At 67.2% G+C, this 24,203-nt stretch carries 28 protein-coding genes; 12 read left to right on the top strand and 16 right to left on the bottom strand.

The genetic code is table 11. From position 1 onward, the window contains the following. The first annotated feature begins 18 nt into the window (after nt 1-18). From RPR59_RS05850 to RPR59_RS05830, 5 genes are all read left to right on the top strand, one after another. On the top strand, nt 19-702 hold the full coding sequence (locus RPR59_RS05850; protein ID WP_432280307.1) for an SURF1 family protein: 684 nt from the start codon (nt 19-21) through the stop codon (nt 700-702). A gap of 11 nt (nt 703-713) precedes the next feature. Next, nucleotides 714-2,033, top strand: a complete 1,320-nt coding sequence (locus RPR59_RS05845) for an ATP-binding protein (protein WP_313917627.1) — start codon at nt 714-716, stop codon at nt 2,031-2,033. Beyond that, nucleotides 2,023-2,556, top strand: a complete 534-nt coding sequence (locus RPR59_RS05840; RefSeq protein WP_313918356.1) for a response regulator transcription factor — start codon at nt 2,023-2,025, stop codon at nt 2,554-2,556. The genes RPR59_RS05845 and RPR59_RS05840 overlap by 11 nt, the downstream gene beginning before the upstream one ends. A gap of 77 nt (nt 2,557-2,633) precedes the next feature. Beyond that, entirely contained in the window at nt 2,634-3,119 is a 486-nt protein-coding gene (gene purE / locus RPR59_RS05835) for a 5-(carboxyamino)imidazole ribonucleotide mutase (protein ID WP_313917625.1), read from the top strand. Beyond that, nucleotides 3,116-4,183 carry a 5-(carboxyamino)imidazole ribonucleotide synthase gene (locus tag RPR59_RS05830; RefSeq protein ID WP_313917623.1) on the top strand — a complete coding sequence of 356 codons (1,068 nt, stop codon included), beginning with the start codon at nt 3,116-3,118 and terminating at the stop codon, nt 4,181-4,183. The genes purE and RPR59_RS05830 overlap by 4 nt, the downstream gene beginning before the upstream one ends. Before the next feature lie 221 nt (nt 4,184-4,404). Here the strand turns inward: RPR59_RS05830 and queE are convergent, their stop codons facing one another. The 7 genes from queE to RPR59_RS05795 all read right to left on the bottom strand — a co-directional run bounded on the left by queE (nt 4,405) and on the right by RPR59_RS05795 (nt 10,828). After that, complete coding sequence (gene queE, locus RPR59_RS05825) at nt 4,405-5,037, bottom strand: 7-carboxy-7-deazaguanine synthase (protein WP_313917621.1); 633 nt, start codon at nt 5,035-5,037, stop codon at nt 4,405-4,407. Further along, the gene (queC, locus tag RPR59_RS05820; protein ID WP_313917619.1) at nt 5,034-5,723 is read right to left on the bottom strand and encodes a 7-cyano-7-deazaguanine synthase QueC; all 690 of its coding nucleotides are present in this window, start codon (nt 5,721-5,723) and stop codon (nt 5,034-5,036) included. The genes queE and queC overlap by 4 nt, the downstream gene beginning before the upstream one ends. Before the next feature lie 209 nt (nt 5,724-5,932). Further along, a complete protein-coding gene (locus RPR59_RS05815) occupies nt 5,933-6,364 on the bottom strand; it encodes a DUF3617 domain-containing protein (protein ID WP_313917617.1) in 432 nt (143 codons plus the stop codon). A gap of 69 nt (nt 6,365-6,433) precedes the next feature. Continuing rightward, a complete protein-coding gene (gene hslO / locus RPR59_RS05810) occupies nt 6,434-7,351 on the bottom strand; it encodes an Hsp33 family molecular chaperone HslO (protein WP_313917615.1) in 918 nt (305 codons plus the stop codon). Between the two features lie 116 nt (nt 7,352-7,467). Beyond that, nucleotides 7,468-8,415, bottom strand: a complete 948-nt coding sequence (argF, locus tag RPR59_RS05805; protein WP_313917612.1) for an ornithine carbamoyltransferase — start codon at nt 8,413-8,415, stop codon at nt 7,468-7,470. 115 nt (nt 8,416-8,530) lie between these two features. After that, nucleotides 8,531-9,727 carry an aspartate aminotransferase family protein gene (locus RPR59_RS05800; protein WP_313917610.1) on the bottom strand — a complete coding sequence of 399 codons (1,197 nt, stop codon included), beginning with the start codon at nt 9,725-9,727 and terminating at the stop codon, nt 8,531-8,533. A gap of 264 nt (nt 9,728-9,991) precedes the next feature. After that, on the bottom strand, nt 9,992-10,828 hold the full coding sequence (locus RPR59_RS05795) for an ABC transporter permease (protein ID WP_313917608.1): 837 nt from the start codon (nt 10,826-10,828) through the stop codon (nt 9,992-9,994). Nucleotides 10,829-10,905: 77 nt separating this feature from the next. On the opposite strand from RPR59_RS05795, the gene RPR59_RS05790 reads away from it, so the two are divergent. The 4 genes from RPR59_RS05790 to parE all read left to right on the top strand — a co-directional run bounded on the left by RPR59_RS05790 (nt 10,906) and on the right by parE (nt 15,897). Next, the gene (locus RPR59_RS05790) at nt 10,906-11,571 is read left to right on the top strand and encodes a GcrA family cell cycle regulator (protein ID WP_313917606.1); all 666 of its coding nucleotides are present in this window, start codon (nt 10,906-10,908) and stop codon (nt 11,569-11,571) included. 203 nt (nt 11,572-11,774) lie between these two features. Beyond that, nucleotides 11,775-12,197 carry a TadE/TadG family type IV pilus assembly protein gene (locus RPR59_RS05785; protein WP_313917605.1) on the top strand — a complete coding sequence of 141 codons (423 nt, stop codon included), beginning with the start codon at nt 11,775-11,777 and terminating at the stop codon, nt 12,195-12,197. Continuing rightward, nucleotides 12,194-13,831, top strand: coding sequence for a pilus assembly protein TadG-related protein (locus RPR59_RS05780; protein WP_313917603.1), 1,638 nt, complete (start codon nt 12,194-12,196; stop codon nt 13,829-13,831). The genes RPR59_RS05785 and RPR59_RS05780 overlap by 4 nt, the downstream gene beginning before the upstream one ends. 80 nt (nt 13,832-13,911) lie before the next feature. Then, entirely contained in the window at nt 13,912-15,897 is a 1,986-nt protein-coding gene (gene parE / locus RPR59_RS05775; protein ID WP_313917601.1) for a DNA topoisomerase IV subunit B, read from the top strand. Between the two features lie 45 nt (nt 15,898-15,942). Here the strand turns inward: parE and RPR59_RS05770 are convergent, their stop codons facing one another. The 5 genes from RPR59_RS05770 to RPR59_RS05750 form a co-directional block, all read right to left on the bottom strand. Further along, nucleotides 15,943-16,194, bottom strand: coding sequence for a hypothetical protein (locus RPR59_RS05770; protein WP_313917599.1), 252 nt, complete (start codon nt 16,192-16,194; stop codon nt 15,943-15,945). Next, a complete protein-coding gene (locus RPR59_RS05765) occupies nt 16,181-16,720 on the bottom strand; it encodes a GNAT family N-acetyltransferase (protein ID WP_313917597.1) in 540 nt (179 codons plus the stop codon). Before RPR59_RS05765 ends, RPR59_RS05770 begins: the two co-directional genes overlap by 14 nt. Continuing rightward, nucleotides 16,717-17,508, bottom strand: coding sequence for a LysR family transcriptional regulator (locus RPR59_RS05760; protein ID WP_313917595.1), 792 nt, complete (start codon nt 17,506-17,508; stop codon nt 16,717-16,719). The genes RPR59_RS05765 and RPR59_RS05760 overlap by 4 nt, the downstream gene beginning before the upstream one ends. Before the next feature lie 109 nt (nt 17,509-17,617). Continuing rightward, on the bottom strand, nt 17,618-18,016 hold the full coding sequence (apaG, locus tag RPR59_RS05755; protein ID WP_313917593.1) for a Co2+/Mg2+ efflux protein ApaG: 399 nt from the start codon (nt 18,014-18,016) through the stop codon (nt 17,618-17,620). After that, nucleotides 18,013-19,218, bottom strand: coding sequence for a trans-sulfuration enzyme family protein (locus RPR59_RS05750; protein ID WP_313917591.1), 1,206 nt, complete (start codon nt 19,216-19,218; stop codon nt 18,013-18,015). The genes apaG and RPR59_RS05750 overlap by 4 nt, the downstream gene beginning before the upstream one ends. A 62-nt stretch (nt 19,219-19,280) precedes the next feature. Between RPR59_RS05750 and RPR59_RS05745 the strand changes: the two genes are divergently transcribed. Beyond that, nucleotides 19,281-20,609 carry a phospholipid carrier-dependent glycosyltransferase gene (locus RPR59_RS05745; protein ID WP_313917588.1) on the top strand — a complete coding sequence of 443 codons (1,329 nt, stop codon included), beginning with the start codon at nt 19,281-19,283 and terminating at the stop codon, nt 20,607-20,609. 16 nt (nt 20,610-20,625) lie between these two features. On the opposite strand, the gene RPR59_RS05740 is transcribed toward RPR59_RS05745, so the two are convergent. Beyond that, nucleotides 20,626-21,054, bottom strand: a complete 429-nt coding sequence (locus RPR59_RS05740; RefSeq protein ID WP_313918354.1) for a nucleoside deaminase — start codon at nt 21,052-21,054, stop codon at nt 20,626-20,628. 68 nt (nt 21,055-21,122) lie between these two features. Beyond that, nucleotides 21,123-21,365 (bottom strand): hypothetical protein, encoded by a 243-nt coding sequence (locus tag RPR59_RS05735; RefSeq protein ID WP_313917586.1) that lies wholly within the window; start codon nt 21,363-21,365, stop codon nt 21,123-21,125. A gap of 166 nt (nt 21,366-21,531) precedes the next feature. On the opposite strand from RPR59_RS05735, the gene rpmB reads away from it, so the two are divergent. Next, nucleotides 21,532-21,828, top strand: coding sequence for a 50S ribosomal protein L28 (gene rpmB, locus RPR59_RS05730; RefSeq protein ID WP_313918352.1), 297 nt, complete (start codon nt 21,532-21,534; stop codon nt 21,826-21,828). Between the two features lie 19 nt (nt 21,829-21,847). Here rpmB and RPR59_RS05725 read toward each other — a convergent pair whose 3' ends face one another. Continuing rightward, nucleotides 21,848-22,831 carry an esterase-like activity of phytase family protein gene (locus RPR59_RS05725; RefSeq protein WP_313917584.1) on the bottom strand — a complete coding sequence of 328 codons (984 nt, stop codon included), beginning with the start codon at nt 22,829-22,831 and terminating at the stop codon, nt 21,848-21,850. Nucleotides 22,832-23,006: 175 nt separating this feature from the next. Here RPR59_RS05725 and RPR59_RS05720 point away from each other — a divergent pair, with 175 nt between their 5' ends. After that, complete coding sequence (locus RPR59_RS05720) at nt 23,007-23,390, top strand: glycine zipper 2TM domain-containing protein (RefSeq protein ID WP_313917582.1); 384 nt, start codon at nt 23,007-23,009, stop codon at nt 23,388-23,390. Here the strand turns inward: RPR59_RS05720 and RPR59_RS05715 are convergent. Next, complete coding sequence (locus RPR59_RS05715; protein WP_313917580.1) at nt 23,378-24,115, bottom strand: sulfotransferase family protein; 738 nt, start codon at nt 24,113-24,115, stop codon at nt 23,378-23,380. The two genes, RPR59_RS05720 and RPR59_RS05715, sit on opposite strands and share 13 nt — an antisense overlap. Nucleotides 24,116-24,203: the final 88 nt, after the last annotated feature.

The following is a 24,203-nucleotide window of genomic DNA, read 5'->3' as shown; positions in this document are numbered from 1 at the left end:
TCCGCCCTTCGGCTCGGCATCCTCTTCGCGGTCGGGCTGGCGGTGTTCGCCGGCTTCGTCGCGCTCGGTGTCTGGCAGGTCCATCGCCGCGCGTGGAAGCTGGATCTGATCGCGCGGGTCGAGCACCGCATCCATGCCGCGCCGAGGGCCGCGCCAGGCCCCGCCCGCTGGCCGCAGGTCAGCGAAAAGTCGGCCGAATATGCGCACGTCCGCATTGCGGGCCGGTATCTCGACGTGCCGAACACGCTCGTGCAGGCGAGCACCGATCTCGGCGTCGGGCACTGGGTCCTGTCGCCGCTCGAAAGCGACCGCGGTTTCGTCGTGCTGGTCAATCGCGGCTTCGTGCCGGCCGGCACAGCGGCCCCGCCGTCACCCGGCGGAAAGGTCCGGGTGACGGGCCTGCTGCGTATCAGCCAGCCGGGCGGCGGGTTCCTGCGCGACAACGATCCGGCGGCCGGCCGCTGGTACTCCCGCGATGTCCGCGCGATCGCGACCGCGCGCGGACTGGACCGCGTCGCGCCCTATTTCATCGATGCCGACGCCCGGCCCGGCGGGGGCGGCGATCGCCTGCCGGTGGGTGGCCTGACCGTCGTCAGTTTCCCCAACAACCATCTGGGCTATGCGCTCACCTGGTTCGCGCTGGCGGCAATGACCGCCGGCGCGCTGGTTTTCCTGGTCGTGGACGAGCGGCGATTGCGCTAGCGTCGGCGACGATGATCTCCGTGCCCCCCGCCCGCGCCTTTCGCCGGCTGGCGCCGACCCAGGCCGCCGGGCGCGACAATATGCGCCAGCTCATCAATCTGCGCTGGCTGGCGGTGGCGGGCCAGCTCGCCACGGTGCTGATCGTGCGTCACGGCATGGGTGTCGCGCTACCGCTCGCGCCGATGCTGCTGGTCATCGCCGCGCTGGTGGCGCTGAACGTCGTCAGCACGATCGGTCTGCGCCGTCGGCGCGACGTTTCGAACGCGGAGGTGCTGGCCGCGCTCCTGCTCGACGTCGCCGCGCTGACCGCGCTCCTCTACTGGAGCGGCGGGGCCACCAACCCGTTCGTTTCGCTCTACCTGTTGCAGGTGGTGCTGGGTGCGGTGCTGCTCGATATCTGGTCGAGCTGGATTCTGGTCGCGGTCACCAGCGGCTGCTTCGTCTTCCTCGTCCAGGCGCATCGGCGCCTCGAACTGCCGGCGCGGCTGAAGATCGGGTTGTTCGACCTCTACATCATCGGCGCGCTGGTCGCGTTCACGCTCGTCGCCGTGCTGCTCGTGCTGTTCGTCACGCGCATCAACGCCAATCTGCGCGCCCGCGACGCCCGCCTGGCCGATTTGCGACAGCACGCCGCCGAAGAGGATCATATCGTGCGCATGGGGCTGCTCGCCTCCGGTGCGGCGCACGAACTCGGCACGCCGCTCGCCACGGTCTCGGTGATCGCGAACGACTGGGCGAAGGACGACCGCCTGATGCGCGACGCACATCTTGCCGAAGAGGTTCGGGAAATGCAGCGGGCGCTCGTGCGCTGCAAGGCCATCGTCGGCGGCATCCTGCATTCCGCGGGCGAGGCGCGCGGCGAAAACCCGACGATCACATCCCTGCACCACTTCCTCCGCGACGCCTGCGCCGAATGGCGGCAGCGCAATCCGGGCGTGGCGATGGCGGCTGATCTTGCCGTAGGCACGGACATCCGCATCATCGCGGACATCGCGTTGCGCCAGGTTCTCTGGAACGTGTTCGACAATGCGAAAGAGGCCGGCGCCACCTGCGTCCGCGTGACCGCCGCCTGCGAAGACGGCACGATCGCGATCGACATCGCCGACGACGGCCCCGGCTTCGCGCCGGACATGCTGGCGGATTTCGGCCGCCCCTATGCCACGACCAAGACGGGAACCGGCGGGCTCGGCCTGTTCCTGGTCGTCAACGTGATGCGCAAGCTGGGCGGACAGGCGAGCGCGCGCAACCAATCCGGCGGCGGCGCGCTGATCGCGTTGCGGCTGCCGCTTTCGGCGCTGGAACTGCCACCGGGCGAGGAGGATCGTGACTGACCGAACGCTGCTCATCGTCGAGGACGACGCCGATTTCGCCAGAACGCTCGGCCGCTCCTTCCAGCGGCGCGGCTATGACGTGTCGATCGCGCCCTCGCCGGAGGCGGTCCGGGAGCATATCGCCGCGCGCACGCCCGATTACGCGGTCGTCGACCTGAAGCTCGGCACCGAATCCGGGCTCGGCTGCGTCAAGGCGCTGCACGCCAACAGCCCCGACACGATCATCGTCGTCCTCACCGGCTATGCCAGCATCGGCACGGCGGTGGAGGCGATCAAGCTCGGCGCGTCGCACTATCTCGCCAAACCGTCCAACAGCGACGATATCGAGGAGGCGTTCCGCCGCACCGAGGGCGACGTCGCCGCGCCGCTGCCGTCGCGCACCACGTCGATCAAGACGCTCGAATGGGAACATATCAATCAAGTGCTGGCGGAAACGGATTTCAACATCTCCGAAGCCGCGCGACGCCTCGGCATGCACCGCCGCACGCTGGCGCGAAAGCTGGAAAAGAAGCAGGTCCCATAAGGCGGGAAACTTCGATTGCCCTCGCCCGCGCGCTTGTTTAGGAAACAGCGCTTCCTGACGCGCAAACAGGCGGGACGATGGCGGAAACACCTCTGGTCGGCATCATCATGGGCAGCACCTCCGATTGGGAGACGATGCGCCATGCCGCCGATGCGCTGAGCGCGCTGGATGTGCCGCACGAGGTCAAGGTCGTCTCCGCGCACCGCACGCCGAAACGGCTTTACGACTATGCCGAAAGCGCGGTCGAACGCGGGCTGAAAGTCATCATCGCCGGCGCCGGCGGTGCCGCGCATCTGCCGGGCATGGCGGCGTCGATGACGCGGTTGCCGGTGCTGGGCGTGCCGGTGCAGTCGAAGGCGCTCGACGGGCTCGACAGCCTGCTGTCGATCGTTCAGATGCCCGGCGGGGTTCCCGTCGGCACGCTGGCCATCGGCAAGGCGGGCGCGACCAATGCCGGGCTGATGGCCGCGGCGATCCTCGCCACCACCGACGAGGCATTGGCCGCGCGGCTCGACGAATGGCGGGCCAGGCAGACCGACAGCGTGGCCCACGAACCCGAATGACGATGCTGCCGCCCGGATCGACCATCGGCATCATCGGCGCCGGTCAGTTGGGGCGCATGCTGGGCGTCGCGGCGGCGCAACTCGGCTATCGCATCCATGTCCTCGCGCCGGCGAGCGGCCCCGCCTGCGACGTCAACAACGCCTTCACGGCGGCCGCCTATGACGACGAAGCGGCGCTCGCGGAATTCGGCGAACAGTGCGATGTCGTCACCTACGAATTCGAGAATATCGAGGCGGCGCCGATCGCGACGCTTGCCGAAAGCGTACCGGTGCGCCCCTCCGCCGCAGCGCTCGCCATTGCGCAGAACCGGGTGGAGGAAAAACGCTTCGTCGAAAAGCTGGGCGGACGCGCGGCACCGTGGCGCGACGTCGCGACGCGCGGGGACCTCGATACGGCCATCGCGGAAATCGGCTGCCCGGCGATCCTGAAGACGATCCGCTTCGGCTATGACGGCAAGGGCCAGGCCCGGCTCGCCAGCGCCGACGATGCCGATGCGGCATGGGACGCGATCGGCGGCAACCCCGCGATCCTGGAGGGGTTCGTCGAATTCGATCACGAATTCTCGATCGTGCTCGCGCGCGGGGAGGATGGCGGCCATGCCAGCTATCCGCCGCCGCTCAACGGGCATGAGGACGGCATTCTCGCCCGATCGACCGTCCCTGCCCCGCCGCAGGTCGCCTCGCAATGGACCGAAGCCGCCGCCCTGGCCGGGCGCGTCGCGGATGCGCTTGATTATGTCGGCGTGCTGACGCTCGAATTCTTCGCCGGCCGTGACGGCCCGATCTTCAACGAGATGGCGCCGCGCGTGCACAATAGCGGGCATTGGACCATCGAGGGCGCGGTGACGAGCCAGTTCGAAAACCATATCCGCGCGATCTGCGGCCTGCCGCTGGGCGCGACGACCGTGACCGGCACGCGCGTCGAGATGGAGAACCTGATCGGCGATCAGGCGAAGCGCTGGCGAGAGATCGTCGCCGAGCCGGAAGCGCACCTGCATCTTTACGGCAAAACCGAGATCCGCCCCGGCCGCAAGATGGGGCATGTCACGCGGATATGGCGGTGATGTGCGAAGGCCGCCTCCCCCGAATGGCTGCCGCGACGGGAGCGAGGCAGTGTCCCGCCCTTTGCAGATAATGGTAAGCTCGACCGCGCGACCCGCGAAGGCGGGAGCCCAGCCTGCGTCCCCGCCACCGGGCCCATCAAAATACTACTTCGATGGCGCTCTTCGCGGGGACACAATGCGGTTCCGTACCTCCCGAAACATTCGGGGCGATGCATTCGCCTCTAGCGCAGGCCCAGCAGCTTGTGGGTCTGGAGCGACAGCCGCCAGCGCGGACGTTCCAGCACGAAGGCGATCGCCGCGCGTCGATTGGCCTCCGCTTCGGCGCTGTCCATCGGCTGGACCAGGAAGTGATCGAATTTCCAGTCGGCGAGCGCATCCGGGTCGATCCCCGCCTGCGGCCAGACCAGCTTCAGTTCGTCGCCCGAACGCTGGACCACCTCGCTGCCCGCCTTCGGGCTGACGCATACCCAGTCGATGCCGGGATGGACGGGGAGCGTCCCGTTGGTCTCGACCGCGATGCGAAAGCCATTTTCGTGCAGCGCATCGACCAGCGCGTCGTCGACCTGCAGCATCGGTTCGCCGCCGGTCAGCACCGCCATGCGCTCAGCACGCGCCGGCCCCCAATGCGCCGCCGCCGCATCGGCCAGCGCCGCGGCGTCTGCAAAGCGGCCGCCGCCCTCACCGTCCGTCCCGACGAAATCGGTGTCGCAGAAGCGGCAGATCGCGCTCGCCCGGTCCTTTTCCCGGCCCGACCAGAGATTGCAGCCGGCGAAGCGCACGAACACCGCCCGCGCACCCGCCTGCACCCCTTCGCCCTGCAGCGTCAGGAACATTTCCTTGACGGCGTAGCTCATGGCGCGGCGGCATATCGGGTCGGATCGGGCAACCCTGCCTCCGCGAACCCCTTGGACCGCAGCCGGCAACTGTCGCACAGGCCGCAATGCAGCCCATCCGGCCCGGGGTCGTAGCAGGACCAGCTCAGCCCCGCGTCCAGGCCCAGCCGGTCCGCCTCGCGCGCGATGTCGGCCTTGGTCATGTCCTGCAAGGGCGCGTGGATGCGAAACGCCTCGCCCTCTGCCCCCGCCTTTGTGGCAAGTTCGGCCAGATGCTCGAAACCGGCGATGAAGTCCGGCCGGCAGTCGGGATAGCCGGAATAATCGAGCGCATTGACGCCGATGAACAGGTCGCGCGCGCCGGCCGCCTCCGCCCAGCCGAGCGCCAGCGAAAGAAAGATGGTATTGCGCGCCGGCACATAGGTGACGGGAATGTCGTCGCCGACGCCGGCTTTCGGCACGTCGATATCGGCGGTCAGCGCCGACCCGCCGAAACTGCGCAGGTCGAGCGGCAGGATGATGTGCCGCTCGGCGCCCAGCATGGCGGCGATCCGCCGGGCGGCGTCCAGTTCGACCCGGTGCCGCTGGTTATAGTCGATCGACAGCGCCAGCAGCCCGTATCCCGCTTCTTTCGCGCGCGCCGCCGAAACCATGGAATCGAGCCCGCCGGAAACGAGCACCACCGCATATTTGTCCGTTCTGGTCATAACCTCAGTCCGCTAGGCCCTGCGCCCGCCCTCCGCAATGGGCCGTGGCGCGAATCCCGGTGCCGCCCCGCGGCCGAAGAAGAAAGGGCCGCCCGGAACGGGCGGCCCAGCGTATTCGGGGTAACCCTGGACACTGTACAGGCACCCGACAGGGAGCGGGAACGATCATAAGCCAACAGGGTAAACCGTAGCTGAACGCGCGACCCGGATCAGCGACAGGTGCCGACCCGCCTGCCGTCGAAACGGGCGTGGAAGGGCGAACCCCGCGCCACGCCCTGCGTGGTCACGAGGATGCGCCGCGGCGTCTGCATCTGCACCGTGGTGCGGCCATGACCACGGCCGGGACAGGTATAATGCACCGTCGCTTCGCGCGGCTCGTTCGCCACGACGAAGCGCGAGCATTGACCGCCGCGATGTTCGATCTGGATCAGCGCCGTCGGATCGGGCAGGCAGACCGTGCGCACCTCTCGCTGTTCGTCGAGGTCGCGCAACTGCCATTTGCCGGGATCGAGCGATTCCACCGCATGCAGCGTCGGCGCCTGGGCCGATGCCGCGCCGGCCACGCAGCCCAGCACCACGATGCCCGCCGCCACGATCCGACGAAAGCCCTTGCCCCGCACCTGCCCTGCCCTGTTTCGCATGGTTCTGCCCGCTAATGAACGATGTCGTTCACAAACAGATGGGAAGCCCGATGACGCGCTGCAATATGTTCAGGACGCCAAAGTTTCCAGCGGCACCGGGAACTGCCTGGCGCAAAAGGCACAGTCCACTGAGATCACGCCGTTTTCATCCGCCATCTCGCGCCGTTGCTCGGGTGCGAATTTCGCCAGGACCTGCGTGATATAGGCGGCGTCGCAGCGGCAGCCGCGCACGAGCGGAACCGCGCTCGGCATCCGCACCTCGCGCTCCTCGTTGAACAGGCGCCAGACCAGCGTTTCCATCGGCACCGCGGCGTCGACCAGTTCGTCCACGCCCATGGTCGCCGCCAGCGCCTCGACATGCTCCCATTGCGGATGGTCGAGCCGGGTATGAATGCGGTCGCGGCCTTCCTCGCCGTCCGGCAGATATTGCAGGAACAGGCCGCCGGCGACGACGCGCCCATCCCCATCGTGCCGAACGCCTAGCCGGACGAGGCTCGGAATCTGCTCCGACTGCGCGAAATAGCTTTCCGCCGCCTCCGACAGCGAGGCGCCGTCGAGGGGCACGATGCCCTGATAGCGCTCACCGGTCGTCACCTGATCGAAGGTGACACCCAGAAAGCCGTTGCCGAACAGCGCGAACAGGGTGGGATCGTCCGGCGCCTCGGCCAGCTTGGCTTCATCGAACTGGACATAGCCGCGCAGCTCGCCGCCCTTATAATCGCACACCATCAGGTCGACGATGCCGTTCTGCGTCTGCGCCTGCATGGTGAGCTGCCCGTCGACATCCTTCAGCGTGGTGCCGAGCAGCGCGGTCAGGGCGAGCGCCTCGCCCAGCAGCTTCTCGATCACCGGCGGATAGGCGTGCGCCGACAGGATTTCCTCGAGCACGGGGCCGAGGCGCACCATCCGCCCGCGCGCATCGCGCTCGGGAATGGTGAAGCCGATGGCCCGGTCGAGATCGGGGGTGGAAGCGGGTTCAACGGTCAAATCAAATTCCTCGTCATCCCGGCGCCCGCCGGGACCCAACATCGTTTGCGCCGAGATCGGGAGATTCCGGCCAACGCCGGAATGACGAGGTAGGAACCCTGTCGGCCGCGTTCAACTCATCCGATCTGGCCGAAGCACCAGCGCAGAATCGATTTCTGCGCGTGCAGCCGGTTCTCCGCCTCTGGCCAGATCAGCGATTGCGGCCCGTCGATCACTTGCGCCACCACCTCCTCGCCGCGATGCGCGGGCAGGCAGTGGAGGAAGACCGCATCCGGCTTCGCGCCCGCCATCAACTCCGGCGTGACCTGATAGGGCATCATCGCCGCGAGTTTTTCCTGGGCATGATCCTGTCCCATCGAGATCCAGGTATCGGTGACGATCACATCCGCCTCCGCCACCGCGCGCACGGGGTCGCGCTCGATCGCGACGCGCGCGTTGGTGCCCTCCAGCCGCGTATTGGCCGCCTCAATCCAGCGCGCCTGCGGGTCGTAGCCATGCGGGCAACCGACGCTCACCGAGAATTTGAACAGCCCCGCCGCCTCGACGATCGAGTGCAGCACATTGTTGCCGTCGCCCAGCCACGCCCATTTGAGCCCCGGCAGCGCCTTGCCCGCCTCGATCACGCTCAGCAGATCGGCGGCGATCTGGCAGGGGTGCGAATCGTCGGTCAGGCCGTTGATGACCGGTACGCTGGCATATTCCGCCATTTCCTCGATCTTCGCATGGTCGTCGGTGCGGACCATGATCGCGTCGCAATAGCCCGACAGGATGCGCGCGGTGTCCGCCACCGTCTCGCCGCGCCCGAGCTGGGTGGAGGCCGCGTCGAGCACCAGCGCCGTCCCGCCGAGCTGGCGCATCGCCATGTCGAAGCTGACGCGGGTGCGCGTCGAGGATTTCTCGAACACCATCGCCAGCGTGCGGCCGGCGAGCGGCGCGTCGGGATCCGGCTGCCCCTTGGGCCATCCGGCACGCGCCTTCTTACGATCGAGCGCATCGGCGATCATCGCCGCGACCCCGTCGCCGCCGGCATCGGACAAGTTCAGGAAATTACGATAGTTAGTCATGAGGAGGTCTCCCCCACCCGCTCGTGCTGAGCCTGTCGAAGCACTGCCCTTCTTGTCGCACAGAAGGAGAAGTGCAGCCCTTCGACAAGCTCAGGGCAAACGGTGATGCTTCAGGTCAGTCATCGGCGGGCGGGTTATAGACCCGCGCGGCATCGCTCAGCTTCTCGGCGAACTCGGCGACGTGGCGTTCCTCGATTATCAGCGGCGGAAGGATGCGCACCACATTCTCGCCGGCGGCGACCAGCAGCAGCCCGTGATTGTCGCGGGCATGGCCGACGAAATCGCGGCTCACCGCCGGGTCCTTGAGCTTCAACCCGAGCATCAGCCCACGTCCGCGCACGCTGTCGAACAGATGGTCGTGATTGGGGATCATCTGTTCGAGCGTCGAGCGCAGCCGCTCGCCCATCTGCCTGACGTGATCGAAGAAGCCGTCTTCGAGCATCACGTCGAGCACGCCTTCGCCCGCCGCCATCGCCAGCGGGTTGCCGCCATAGGTCGACCCGTGCGTGCCGAACACCATGCCCCTGGCCGCTTCCTCGGTGGCGAGGCACGCGCCCAGCGGAAAGCCGCCGCCGATGCCCTTGGCCGAGGCGAGGATGTCGGGCTCGATGCCATATTGTTCGTGCGCGAAATAGGTGCCGGTCCGGCCATAGCCGCACTGCACCTCGTCGAGCACCAGCATCAGGCCGTGCTCGTCGCACGCCTTGCGCAGGCCCTTCAGGAACGCGTCGGACGCGACGCGGATGCCGCCCTCGCCCTGCACCGGCTCGACCAGGAAGCCCGCGGTGTTCTCGTCGATCAGCGCCAGCGCACCCTCGAGATCGTTGAACTCGCAATATTTGAAGCCCGGCAGCAGCGGCTCGAACCCGTCGCGCATCTTCGCCTGGTTGGTCGCGGAAATCGCGCCCAGCGTGCGGCCGTGAAACGCCATAGAAAAGGTGATCAGGTCGTGACGCTCGGGATTGCCATTGGCATGGTGATAACGCCGCGCCGTCTTGATCGCGCACTCGACCGCCTCGGCGCCCGAATTGGTGAAGAACACCGTGTCGGCGAAGCTGTGGTCGGTGATCCGCCTGGCGAGCTTTTCGCCCTGTGGACTGCCGTACAGGTTCGATACGTGCATCAATGTCGCGACCTGATCCTGCAACACCCTGGTCAGGTGCGGGTGGCCATGGCCGAGGCAGTTGACGGCGATGCCGCTGGCGAAATCGAGATAGCGCTCGCCGCGCTCGCCGATCAGATAGCAGCCCTCGCCTCGCACCGGACGCACATCGCACCGCGGATAGACGGGCATGAGCGGGGGGATGGTCATGGGAACTGCTCCTTGGACGACAAGGCGCGGCACGCGCCGGAAACGAAAAAAGGACGGCCAAGCCGGGCCGCCCGGAGCCGGTATCTACGAGCCGCCGCACGGGGGCGTCAACACCGCCTCAGAACGTACTACGCCGGGAACTAACCACCGTTGTCATGCCAGCGAAGGCTGGCATTCATATCTGTTCACAGGTTACGCTGCTGCTCGATGAAGTGCGTGACTCTTCAGAGACATGGGCAGCGCACCACCTTCAGCCCCGCCCGCTCAGTTCTTGATCTTCCACCCGCTCCTGAGCAGCGCGTAGCAGATCAGCGCCATCACCACGTCCATCGCCAGCACGACGACCGCGCCGACGGCGACCGGCGAATCCGACACGCCCAGAAATCCGTAGCGAAAGCCCGAGATGATGTAGAAGAACGGGTTGAGGTGGCTGACCACCTGAAACGCCGGCGCCAGCCGCTCGACCGAATAGAATGTCCCCGACAACAGCGTCAGCGGCGCGACGACAAAATTGTTGACCGCCGCCGAATGGTCGAACTTCTCCGCCCAGATCGAGGTCAGCACGCCAACCAGCGCAAGGAACACCGCGCCCAGCGTGCCGAACCACAGGATCGCCCACAAATGCATCGGCGCGACATGCACGCCCGGCCAGAACGCCATCGCCAGCCACACCGCGCCGCCGACGCAATAAGCGCGCGTCACCGCCCCGCCGACCAGCCCGATCAGCAGTTCGCTGGTCGACAGCGGCGGTTGCAGATAGTCGACGATGGTGCCCTGGATCTTGCCGACCAGCAGCGAGAAGCTGGCATTCTGAAAGGCATTGTTGAGCATTCCCATCACGATCAGACCCGGCGCGATGAAATCGGCGAACGGCACGCCCATCACCGATGCGCGCCCGCGACCGCTCAGCGCGACGGTGAAAATGACGAGGAAAAGCAGCGTCGTTACCGACGGCGCCCATACCGTCTGGAGCTGCACCTTGAAGAAACGGCGCACCTCCTTGATATATAGGGTCTTGAGCCCGCCCCAATTGACGTTCCGGATCGTCGGGACGCCGGGTGCGGAAATCAGGGTTTCGCCGGTTTCGGGCTGGTCGTTCATGGCAGCATCGCGTAGTCGCTGCCGCTTCGACCTGCAAGACCGGCAGGCCCATGACGAACCTTCACTAGGGAATCACTATGAGCTGGACCGAAGAACGCATCGCCACGCTGACGAAGATGTGGGAATCGGGCAATACCGCGAGCCAGATCGCCGAGGAACTGGGCGGCATCAGCCGCAACGCCGTGATCGGCAAGGCGCACCGGCTGGGCCTGAAATCGCGCCCCTCGCCGGTAAAGGCGGGCGAATCGGAAGCGAAGTCCAAGCCGAAGACGAAACCGGCCGCGCCCAGGGCGGCGCCGAAACCCGCTCCGGCCCCCGCACCCGTACCGCCGGCCGAAAGCGCCGCACCGGAGCCGGCGCCCCGCGCCCCCGAAAACCGGGAACCGGAACCGGAGACTGAGCGTCAGCAGATCGCCCGCTCGGTCGGGCCCGGCGGGTTCCTTCGCCAGAATCCGGGCGAACAGGGCCCGCCCTCGACGCCGGCGCCGCCGCGCCGCCTCGTTCCCGCACGCCCGTCCGAAGCGGTGGCGGACAAGACCAGCCTGCTCGATCTCAACGACCGCATCTGCAAATGGCCGATCGGCCATCCCGGCGAACCCGATTTCCATTTCTGCGGCGAAAAGGTGAATCCGGGCTTTCCCTATTGCGTCGAACATTGCGGCCATGCCTATCAGGCGCAATTGCCGCGCCGCGATCGCCGCCCGCCGCCGCCGCTGCCCTATGGCGGGCCGCGCGTACGCTGAACCCGCACCGCCCGCCACGGCGGGAAGGACGATTCGACGGAACCCGCCTTCCGAGAGGAGGGCGGGTTACGCGAATCCCGCAAGGGCTGCACTCCGCGCCCGCGCCATATCGTGCAGCGGCCTTCGGACGTGCGTAATCCGCGCAAACCGTCGCGGATTCTGCGCTAGCACGGCCGAAAGCACGCATCGGCATGCTCCAGGGCATGCGAACGATTCCCTCCGCCGCGCTACTCCGCGCCGACATCCGCGCCACCGCGCTGGTCGAATTCGCGATCGTGCTGCCGATATTGCTGTGCCTGCTGGCCGGTATCGTCGGCTATGGCCGCTATCTGCTGATCGCCCATGATGCGCAGCAGATCGCCAACGATGCCGCGCGCGCGACCATCGCCGGCCTGAACACGCCCGAACGGCGCAGCCTCGCCGCCGCCGTGGTGGCGCGCGGCGTCCGGGAACTGGGGTTGTCCGCCGACCGCGTCAGCCAGACCGTCGCCGACGATGCCGGCCGGGTGACCGTCACGGTGCGGATCGACACCGGCGGCGACGCCCTGCTGAGCACCGATCTGATCCCCCTGCCCGGCCGCATCGTCGAACGCCGCGCCGTCGTCGCCCCCGGAGGGATCCGATGACTCCGCCCGCCACGCTGCGCCGGGATCGTCGCGGCACCACCGCCATTCTCGTTGCGGGCGCGATGCCGATGATCCTGGGTGCCGCCGCACTGGCGATCGACCTGGGCTCGGCCCGGCTCGATTCGCGCAAGCTGCAGGGAATGGCCGATGCCGCCGCCCTGGCGGCGACCGCCGATCCGGCCAATGCCCGGCCCGTGGCGCGGCAGATCGTGGCGAAAACCGACTGGGCGCAGGCCGTGACGGTCCGCACGGTCCGGGGCAGCTATTCACGTTCCGTCGATCTGGCGCCCGCCGAACGATTCCAGCCGTCCGCATCCGGGGACGCGGTGCGGGTCTCCCTGTCGAGCCGATCGCCCACCTTCTTCGCCCGCATCTTCGGCGCGGACAGCATCCCCATCGCCCGGACCGCCACCGCCACGCGCACGAAAATGGCGAGCTTCAGCATCGGCAGCCGTCTGCTCGCCCTCGATGGCGGGCTGCTGAACGCCTATCTGGGCGCGCTGACCGGCAGCGACATTTCGCTGAGCGTGATGGATTACGAAGCGCTCGCCGGCGCCGATATCGACCTGCTGTCCTATGTCGACGCGCTGCACAGCAGCGTGGATGCACAGGCCCTCACCTTCGATCAGGTCCTCGACAGCGACATCGACGTGGCGCAGGCGATACGCGTGCTCGCAAGCACCACGCCGGACGCCGGCGCGCGGTCCGCCATGCTGCGCCTGGCCGCGGGCACGAGCGCGGGCACCATCCGTCTCGCCGACCTGATCGACCTGGGTCCGCTGGGCGGGCAGGACGGCGGCGGCACGGGGCTGGTCAAGGTGAACGCCATGCAGCTCGCCACCGCCCTGCTGCAACTGTCGTCGGGGGAGCGTCAAGTTGCGCTGGACGTCGGCGCCGGCATTCCCGGCCTCGCCGAAACCCGGGTGATGCTGGGGATCGGCGAACGTCCCGACAGCGCGCCCTGGATCGCGGTCACCGACAATGGCGAACCGGTCATCCGCACGGCGCAGGCGCGCATCTATCTGGAAACCAAAATCGCCGATGTCGCCCTGCCGGGCCTGAGCAGCCTGGTCGCCGTCGACCTGCCGGTGTTCGTGGAACTCGCGAGCGGCGAGGCGCGGCTGAACGCGATCACCTGCGGCGACGGCGGGCGCGGCGTCACCCTCGACGGCCGACCGGGGCTCGGCAAGGCCGCGATCGCACGGATCGACGAGCAGCGCTTCGACGATTTCACCACGCCGGTGCCGCTGCACGAGGCGCGGCTGGTCCATGCCCTGGTGGTCGATGTCGACGGCCGCGCCGTGGTCGATCTCGGCGCCGACGAGCGCTGGCAGCAGGTCCGCTTTTCCGCCGACGACATCGACGAGGGTGCGGTGCGGACGATTTCCAGCGGTCATGCCGTCGGTGGCCTGACCACCAGCCTCGCCAGCAACCTCGACGTGACCGTCCGCGCCTTGTTCCTGCGCCTGCCCGCCGGCCCTGTCGCCGGCGCCATCGGCAGCAGGCTCGACCTGCTGGCGCCGGCGCTCGACGGTGTGCTGAACCTCGCGACGGGGGCCGTCGGCGTACGCTACGGTCAGGCCGATCTGCGCGTCACCGGGATGCGCTGTGGCGAGCCGGAGCTGGTCGGCTGATCAGTCCGGCATGACAAGGTGTCGGCACGGGCGCGCCGTGCCGCTTGCACGGCTCTCCGGCCCGCCCCTATACCGGGCGCATGTCCGACAAAGACCTGTTCGCGTCCGGCGCGAAATCACCCCCATCCTCCGATTACGACGCCTCCTCGATCGAAGTGCTGGAGGGGCTGGAACCCGTCCGCCGCCGCCCCGGCATGTATATCGGCGGCACCGACGAGCGCGCGCTGCACCATCTTGCCGCGGAGGTGATCGACAATTCGATGGACGAAGCGGTTGCCGGCCACGCCAACCGCATCGAGGTGACGCTGGAAGCGGGCAACCGCCTGACCGTCACCGACAACGGCCGCGGCATTCCCATCGACCCGCACCCCAAATTCCCCGGCAAATCGGCGCTGGAGGTGATCCTTTCGACGCTCCATTCGGGCGGCAAGTTCTCGGCCAAGGCCTATGCCACATCCGGCGGCCTGCACGGCGTCGGCGTCAGCGTGGTCAACGCGCTGTCGTCGGACACGGTGGTCGAGGTCGCGCGCGACCGGCAACTCTATCGCCAGCATTTCTCGCGCGGGGTGGCGCTCGGCCCGCTCGAACATCTGGGCGGCACGCCCAATCGCCGCGGCACGATGACGTCCTTCACGCCGGACACCGAAATCTTCAAGGAGCTGCACTTCAAGCCGGCCCGGCTCTACAAGCTGGCGCGGTCCAAGGCCTATTTGTTCGCCGGGGTCGAAATCCGCTGGAAATGCGATCCCGACCTCATCACCGACGACACGCCGGCCGAAGCCGTGTTCCAGTTTCCCGGCGGCCTCGCCGATCATCTGAAGGAACAGGTGAACGGCCGCGAATGCGCCACCGCCGATTTCTTCACGGGCAGTCAGGACTTCCCGGACAATCACGGCAAGGTCGAATGGGCGGTCGCCTGGCCGCTATTTTCCGACGGCAGCTATAGCTGGTATTGCAACACCATCCCGACGCCCGACGGCGGCACCCACGAAACCGGGCTGCGCGCCGCACTGACCAAGGGCATCCGCGCATTCGGCGATCTGGTCGGCCAGAAAAAGGCCAAGGACATCACCGCCGACGACATGATGACCGGCAGTGAGCTGATGCTTTCGGTCTTCATCCGCGACCCGCAATTCCAGTCGCAGACCAAGGACCGCCTCACCTCGCCCGAGGCGGCGGGCCTCGTCGAGCGTGCGGTGCGCGACCATTTCGACCATTTCCTCACCGACAATATGGAGCGCGGCAAGGCGCTGCTCGGCCTGATCCTGGAACGGATGGAAGACCGCCTGCGCCGCAAGCAGGAGCGCGAGGTCAAGCGCAAGACCGCGACCAGCAGCCGCAAGCTGCGCCTGCCCGGCAAGCTCACCGACTGTTCGAACGACGGCAACGACGGTACCGAGCTGTTCATCGTCGAGGGCGACTCCGCCGGCGGATCGGCCAAACAGGCACGCGACCGCAAGACCCAGGCGATCCTGCCGATCCGCGGCAAGATCCTGAACGTCGCCTCGGCGACCAGTGCGAAGATCCTCGCCAATCAGGAAATCGCCGACCTGGTCCAGGCGCTCGGCTGCGGTACGCGGGGGGATTGCGACGCCGCCAACCTGCGCTACGAACGCATCGTCATCATGACCGACGCCGATGTCGACGGCGCGCATATCGCGACGCTCCTGATGACCTTCTTCTTCCAGGAAATGCCCGACGTGGTACGCAAAGGGCACCTGTTCCTCGCTCAGCCGCCGCTCTACCGCCTGACTGCCGGCACGAAGAGCCTCTATGCCCGCGACGACGCGCACCGCGCCGAGCTTGAAGCGACCGAGTTCAAGGGCAAGAAGGTCGATGTCGGCCGCTTCAAGGGACTGGGCGAGATGAACCCCGCGCAGCTCCGCGAAACGACCATGGATCCTCGCACGCGCAATCTGCTGCGCATCATGCTGCCGCAGGAATATGAGGAGCGTGCGGGCGTAAGGGACCTGGTCGACCGGCTGATGGGCAACAACCCCGCCCACCGCTTCGCCTTCATCCAGGAAAATGCCGGCCGCATGGACGAAGAGGCGATCGACGCGTAGCATCGCGAATGATTGTCCGCCCGATCAGGACATCGATGCTCCGCCCTATTCCCCGCGCATCCGCCGGCGGTGATATTGCGTGCGCTGCACCACCGCGGCGACCATGAATGCGCCGCCGGTCAGGATCACAAGTAATGGAATCCATTCGGGCAGCCGCCCCATCCGCGCCGCCACCGCCAGGAACACGCCGACCAGCGTGATCGCCAGCGCGGCCAGGCGCAACGGCCTGCCGACGCCGCGCAGTTCGCGGACATAAGCGCGCCGCTGCGCCGGATCGTCGAGATCAGGCGCGCTCACCCAGCCACTCCTCGCGCAACAGACCATAGATCACGCTGTCGCGCACTCCGATATGCGTTTCCCACTCGCCGCGCAGATTGCCCTCCGGCGTGAAGCCCAGCCGTTCCAGCAGCCCGCGCGACGCGGCATTGTCGGGATCGGTGTCGGCGAAGACGCGGCGCTTTTCCTCGACCCGGAAAAGCTGGTCGAGCACACCGGCCACCGCTTCGCGCGCGCGGCCCGATCCCCAGGCCGCCCGGATCAGGAAATATCCGATCTCGCTGACGCCGCCCTGCCGCTTCTCACCGACGGACACCCAGCCGAGCGCATGATCGTCGTCGTTGCGCGTGATCGCCCAGGCACGCCATCCGTCCTTCTGGCGCGTGGCCAGATAGTCCCGCGTCGACTCCGGCGATTCCAGCGGCGCGCGCGACCACCAGGTCATGGTCTCGGGATCGGAAAGGCCGGGATACAGCGCCTCCGCATCGTCCGCCACGAGGCGACGCAGACGCAGCCGCGCGGTCTCGATCACCGGTGTGTCGTTCACTGCGCCAGCGCGTCCACCAGGTCGCGCACCTTCTGCTGGCGCCATTGCGGCAGCGGGGCGACCATCCAATAGCCTTTGGGATACGGCTTCGCCTCCCCCACCACCTGCACGCGGCCGGCGGCGAGGTCGGCGCGGGCGATCAGTTCGGGCACGGTGGTCCGGCCCAGGCCGGACGCCGCCGCCTCGATCGCCAGCCCGGCATCGCCCACCCGGATCAGCGCGCGGCCCTCCTCCGCCATGCAGCCCGGCCAGGAAATGCGGGTATCGGCCCCGCCGCCCGGCCGCTCGATCGTCACCATCCCGTCCGATTCCAGCGCTTCGCCCTCATGTTCGCCGGGCCCGTCGCCCCAGCGGATGGCAAGGTCGACATTGGCCTGGGTAAAATCCACATCCTCATCCGCCGTAAGCAGCGAGAAACGGATTTCGCCGTCCCTGGATGCAATTTCCGCCAGGCGCGCCATCAGCCACTTGGCGGTCAGGTCGCGCGGCGCGGCGATGGCGAGCGATTTCGACGACTGGCCCGCCTGCATCGCGCGCACCGCGTCCTCGAACTGCAGGAAGCCGCCGCGCAGCGCCTCCAGCCCGGCGTCGCCTTCCGGCGTCAGTTCCAGCCCGCGCGTGGTGCGGCGGAACAGGACGACGCCCAGCGTCTCCTCCAGCGCGCGCACCTGCTGGCCCACGGCCGCCGGCGTCACGGCCAGCTCGTCCGCCGCGCGCGTGAAGGACAGGTGGCGCGCGGCCGCATCGAACACGCGCAGCCCGTTCAACGGAAGATGCGTGCGTTTCATTGCCCAATCCCCACCGTTCGTTTCGCGCAAAGTCGGGAAACGTGCCGGGAGCGGATCGTCGGGTATCCCGACGTCGCTCGACACCAACGAAGGATCTGGTTGTCGGCCCTCATCCCGTCACCGCCGGCGCGATGAGCGCAAATTGCGGAATGGCGACATCGAACGCCGTCCCGTCCTCGGCCAGCACGCGATAACTGCCCTGCATCGATCCCGTCGGCGTCGACAGCGGGCAGCCGGAGACGTAATCGAAACTTGTACCGGGCTCGATCCGCGGTTGCTCGCCGACCACGCCGTCACCTTCGACCGAATGGCGCGCGCCGCGCCCGTCGGTGATGATCCAGTGGCGGGTGAGAAGCTGCACCGTGACCTCGCCCGCATTCTCGATCCGTACATGATAGGCCCAGAACCACCGGCCGCGGTCGGGCTCCGACTGTTCGGACAGATAGCTGACCGACACCCGCACGACGATGCCGCGCGTCTCGGCGACATTGTCGAACAGCGATTTCACAAGCCCACCTTGCGAAGCGCCGCATCGAGATCGTCGATCAGGTCGCGGGGGTCCTCCAGCCCGACATTGAACCGCAACAGCCCCTCGCCGATCCCCATTTCCAGGCGCTTTTCCTCGGCCACGCCCGAATGGGTCGTGGAGGCGGGATGCGTCATCAGCGAGCGCGAATCGCCGATATTGTTGGAAATGTCGATCAATTTCAGCGCGTCGAGCAGGCCGTGCGCCTGCCCCCTGCCCTCGACCTCGAAGGAAAAGACCGAGCCGCAGGCCGTCATCTGCTTGCGTGCGAGTTCGTGCTGCGGATGGCTTTCGAGACCGGGGTGGAGGATGCGCGGCACGCGCCCCTCCAGAAAGGTGCCGACCGCCACCGCATTCTCGCTCTGCCGGCGGATGCGCAGGTCGAGCGTCTCCAGCGATTTCAACAGCACCCAGGCGTTGAAGGCCGACAGCGTCGGGCCGGTATTGCGGGTGAAGGGCAGCAATATGTCGTTGATGAACGCCTGTGTGCCGCAGACCGCGCCCGCCAGTACGCGGCCCTGTCCGTCCATCATCTTGGTGGCGGAATAAGCGACGACATCGGCGCCGAACGCCATCGGCTTCTGCAACACGGGCGTGGCGAAGGCGTTGTCGACCACGCTGGTGATGCCGCGCTCCCGCGCGATGGCGCAGACGGCTTCCAGGTCGACCACGTCCATCGTCGGGTTGGCCGGCGTCTCGAAGAAGAAGACCTTCGTATTCGGCCGCACCGCATCGGTGAAGGCCTGGGGGTCGCGGGCATCGACCGTCGTCGTTTCGATGCCGAACTTGGGCAGCAGCGTGTCGGTCAGCCAGCGGCAGGACCCGAACAGCGCGCGACCGGCGACGACATGGTCGCCCTGTTCGAGCTGGCACAGCAGCACCGCCGTCATCGCCGCCATGCCGCTCGCCATGGTGCGGCAGGCCTCCGCCCCCTCCATCAGCGCGATTCGCTCCTCCAGCATCTCCACGGTCGGGTTCTGGAGTCGCGAATAGGTCATGCCCTGCTGATCGCCGGCGAAGCGCGCCGCGGCATCACCCGCGCAGTCATAGGCATAGCCCGACGTCAGGAACATCGCTTCCGAGGTCTCGCCCCACTCGGAACGCGCGGTCCCGCCGCGCACCGCCTGCGTCGCGGGGCGCCAATGCTGGGTGATGCTGCGGTCCTGGCCGGTATTGCGCTTCATGGCGGAACGCTTTGCCGGGTGCGCGGGCATGCCGTCAAGCCAAGCCCTGCTTGGCGCGGCATATGGCAATCCTTGGCCGGGCCGGCTATGGACCGCGATCGATGCTGGACCGTCTGCGACGAGACCCGCTGCTGGCGGCCCTGGTGATCGGCCTCGGCGCCGAGATCCTGTTCCTGGTGCATCTCGGCTGGCCCGACCGGCTGGTCTTCGACGAGATTCACTATGTCCCGGCGGCCCGCGCGATGCTGGCGCTGAACCGACCGCTCAATACCGAGCATCCGCTGCTGGCCAAGGAATTCATCGCGGCGGGAATCGCCCTGTTCGGCGACAATCCGCTGGGCTGGCGCTTCTTCGCGACGCTGGCCGGCACGGCGACCGTGCTCGCCGGCTACTGGATGCTGTGGCTGCTGTTCGCCCGCGTGCGCACCGCCGCGTTCGGCGCGCTGCTGATCGCCGTCAACCAGATGGTCTATGTCCAGGCGCGAATCGCGATGATCGACATCTATCTCGGCGCGTTCGTGATGCTCGCGGCCGCAGGCTTCGTGTGGGCGATGGAGGCGCCGCCCGAGTGCGTAAAGCCGCGTCTGATCCTGACGGGGACGCTGCTGGGCCTGGCGACGGCGGCGAAATGGGCCGCGGTGCCGTATATCGTCTTCGCCGGTATCGCGTTCCTCCTCGTCCGCTGGCGCGACGCAGCACTTGCCGGCCGGCCCGCGATCAGCGCCCTTACCGACGGCGCCCATCCGCATTGGCGCGGCACCGGCACCGTCCCTGCGATGCTGCTGATCGGCGGGACCAGCATCATCGTCTATTTCCTGACCTTCGCGCCGCAATTCTTCTATGCCCATGATCCGCTCACCCTGCGCTGGCTGCTGCCGTTCCAGCAGGCCATGTTTGATGCGCAGACGCAGGTGCTGCGGTCTCACCCCTATCAATCCGCCTGGTGGACCTGGCCGCTGGTCATCCGGCCGATCTGGTATTTCTACGAACCCGATGGCGGGGTGTGGCGCGGCGTGCTGCTGATCGGCAATCCGGTGGTGATGTGGGGCGGACTGGCGGCGGTCGCGGCCTGCCTGTTCGCCGGGCTGCGCGATCGCGCCGCCCGTCCTCTCGCCCTCGCGCTATTCTGGATCGCCTCTCTGGGCATCTGGGCGATCATCCCGAAATCGCTTGGCTTTTATTATTATTACCACCTGTCCGGCGTCATCATCTGCCTGTGCCTTGCCGCGGCCTTCCACCATTTCGCGCGCGGGCGCTTCGCCAAGGCGGACGAATGGTTCGCGATTCCCGCGATCGCGGTGTTCCTCTATTTCTATCCCGTGCTGTCGGCACAGCCGCTGGGCGGTGAAGGCGCGTTCAACCACTGGATGCTGTTCGATAGCTGGCGGTAACGGCGGAAGGGTGCCCTCAACGCCGGCCAGCGAAGAAATTGCGCAGCAGCCCCGCCGCTTCGCCCTCGCCGATTCCGGAAAAGATTTCCGGCCGGTGGTGGCAGGTGGGCTGCGCGAAGAATCGCGGGCCGTGTTCGACCGCGCCGCCCTTCGGGTCCGATGCGCCGTAATAGAGCCGAGCGATGCGGGCATGGGCGATCGCCCCGGCGCACATGGCGCAGGGCTCCAGCGTCACCCACAGGTCGCATCCCTCCAGCCGGTCGCTGCCCAGCCGCGCCGAGGCCGCCCGGATCGCGCAAATCTCCGCATGCGCGGTGGGATCATGCAGCCGGCGCGGCGCATTCGCGGCCGTGGCGATGACGGTCCCGTCGCGAACCACGACCGCCCCGACCGGCACCTCGCCCTGCGACGCGGCATCGCGCGCGGCCTGCAACGCCCGGCGCATCGGTTCGGGCAAGGGAAACATCGTCGGTGCGTTAGCGCCCCCGGCCCGTCCGGGCCAGTCCCCGTCGCTCAGCGTTCGGTTTCGTTCGCCGCCGGCTTGTTCACGCGGACATCGGGAACCGTCACCGTTTCGTTTTTCGAACCCACGTCGATATCGCCGACATCGGCGTCGAACTCAGGCGTCTGGCCCCCTTCGACATTGACACGCGGCATGCTGGCTTCACGTGTCTGGCTGAGCTGAATCCAGCCCACCATCATCAGCAGCGCCAGGATCAGGGCGACCAGGCCGAGGAAAAAGAGAATGATCCGCATGACGCGCGTCCTTCTTCGTTGTTGCAGACATTACGGCACGATAACGTTTCACCCCCCGAACCCGTTGCCTGCCAGCGGTGAATCGGTTGACGGCGTGATGATTAGCCGCTATCCGCCCCGACTTTCCGGGCATCTGCCCGTTCATTACCAGATCAGGATTGAACCGATGTCGCGCATTTGCGAGCTGACCGGCAAGGGCCGGCAGGTGGGCAACAACGTTTCCCACGCGAACAACAAGACCAAGCGTCTTTTTCTGCCCAACCTGCAGAACGTCACGCTGATGTCCGAAGCGCTTGAAAAGAGCGTGAAGCTGCGCGTCTCCACGCACGGCCTGCGGTCGGTCGAACATGTCGGCGGCCTCGACAACTGGCTGATGAAGACCAGCGAGGACAAGCTGTCGACCCGCGCCCGCCGCCTGAAGCGCGACGTCGCCAGGAAGCTGTCGGAAAAGACCGCGGCCTGATCCGGCGGGGCTTCGTGCCTCAAATGCCGGGATCGAGGCGGAACTTCAGCAACAAGGTTCGCTGAAGCGCCGACAGATTGTCGTCGGATGCGATCCACAGGATCGTCGCATCGCCTTCGCGCGTTGCGGCGATCGCTTCGTAATTGTCGTCGATCACCGGGGACGCGAACGTCGCGATGACGCGCCCGCGCACCAGCCTGCCCGGGCCGATGGCCGCCGGGTCGATCAGCGTCACCTTCACCGGAAATTGCAGGGACGGCAGCCGCACGGTGCGGTTGAGCACGACGATCCTGCCGTCGGGCAGGACGGTCATGTCCGATGGGCTGTACCCCTTGGGCGGCATGTAGCCGAAGCGATAGCCGCGACGCGGATGCGCGACGGGATCGCCGGCGAATCGTACCGCCGCCCTGCCCCGGCCCTTGCGCCATCCCTTGCCTTCCGAAATGACGATGAACGATCCGTCGGGCATCCGGGCCATCGATTCCGGACCGCTGCTGCCCGGCCATTTCCGCATGACCGGCGGCGCGACATGGCCGGTGGCGTGCGAAAGGGCGGCGTCGTAGCGCCAGATCGCGTTCGCATCCTCGAACCCCACCCACAGCGACCCCGACGCCGGATCGCGCGCCAGGGATTCGCTGTCTCGCTGGATCTTGGTCCAGCCCGTCCCCGGCCCGTCGCGCAGAAAGCCGTAACGGGCATCGTGCATGCGCCAGTCGCTGCCCATGCGAAACCGCACGAAATTGCCGCCGTCGTTCAGCATCAGGAAGGTGTCGCCCGATATCTGCATGGCCGAAAAGCCGCCGAATGCGCCGTCGGGGCTCGTCAGTTCGACACCGCCCAGATAGGTCAGCGCCCCCACCCGCCGGCGCCCCGGCTGATCGGCGACCAGCGGAACCGGCCGCATCGCGATCTTCGGCTCGCCGCGGAGCAGCGCCAGGCGCGGCTCGCCCGAATAGCCGGGAATGAAGATCAGCAGCAGCAGGACGGACCAGACGATACGCATCGACCGCCCTTTACGGGGATGCGCGCCGGGCTGAAACCCGTTGCGGATGCTTAACAGTGGATGACGGGCCCATTCAGCACCGGCTCAATGCGAATCGGCCATAACCCCATTATCGATTTCGGCGATTCGGCCGGTGTCGAACGGAATACGGACTGAAGCGTAAGGAGTATAAGCCATGTTCAAGAAACTCTCGCTCCTTGGCGCGGCGTTCACCATGAGTGCCGCTGCGCTGATCCCGGCGACACCTGCCGCCGCCCAGAGTCATCGTGGCCACCATTACGGCCATTACGATCGGCATGATCGCGGCCATTATCGCAACTATGACCGCTACGACCGCCGTGCGCACTACGATCGGCGCTATGCCTATCGCCGCGGCGCGCGCTGCGACGACAATGGCGACGGCGGTACGGTGATCGGCGCCATTGCCGGCGGCCTTGCCGGCCACGAAGTCGTCGGCCGCTATGGCGACAAGACGGCGGGCACCCTGGTCGGCGGTGTCGTCGGTGCCCTTGCCGGTCGCGCGATCGACCGCTCGGATCGCCCTGATTACTGCCGCTGATCCGAAGGCTTGCGAGTTCCCTCGAGTGGCGTATCGAGGGCGGGGGCCGCCTTTGACGGGGCGGCCCCCAATGTCTGCAACCGCAGGCTCAACGCCAGGTTCCACGCCTCCAGTTGTTGCAGAATGCGGTTGGGAATGGCTCGCCTGATCGGCAGTTCTGCCGCAGCGTTGGCATGCGGGAACAGTTCGTCCGGCATGTCGCATCCCAGATAGCCGCATAGTTCGGGCCAGCCGTCGCCGCGCTCCCAGCACAGGACACGGACGCGGTCGCCCAGATACTCGCAAACCTCGCGATTGTGCCGGCAATAGATGTCGCGGTGCGCATCCGGCGCGCTGTGCGGATAGTTGTAACCATAAGCGATTTTGCGTGCGTGGCGGAACGGGCGCGACCGCAGCGAATGGCGGCGCAGGCTTTTCAGCCAGACATCGGGATCACGCCGCACCGTGAGGATGAACTTCGCGTCGGGATAGCGCACCGCCAGTTCGCGGTACATCAGCGGATAGGGCCAGTCCTCGAAACTGTCGTAACGGTCGATCTCCGCGAAGATTTCTGCCGTCCGCCCGTCGTAGAGCGCACGCAGCAAGTCGGGGCGATAGCCCATGTGGCGGTAACCAAGCTGCGCGAGGCACTGACCCAGCGTAGTTGTTCCGGTCTTGTTGAGCCCGATGCCGAATACTTTCGCCTTCATGGCAAAGGAATAGCACCGGCGGATTCGTGTGGACATGCCCCGCCGGCGCCTATTTCGGGGTATTTCTACCCTGGAATTATCGGCAAAGGTCGTACTACTGCCCGGCCATCCTCCCGGCGGACTA

Origin of the sequence: Stakelama saccharophila, assembly GCF_032229225.1 — a bacterium.
Classification (GTDB): Bacteria; Pseudomonadota; Alphaproteobacteria; order Sphingomonadales; family Sphingomonadaceae; genus Sphingomonas; species Sphingomonas saccharophila.
The sequence above is the reverse complement of the archived record's forward strand: the minus strand, read 5'-3'. Positions and strand labels throughout refer to the sequence as shown.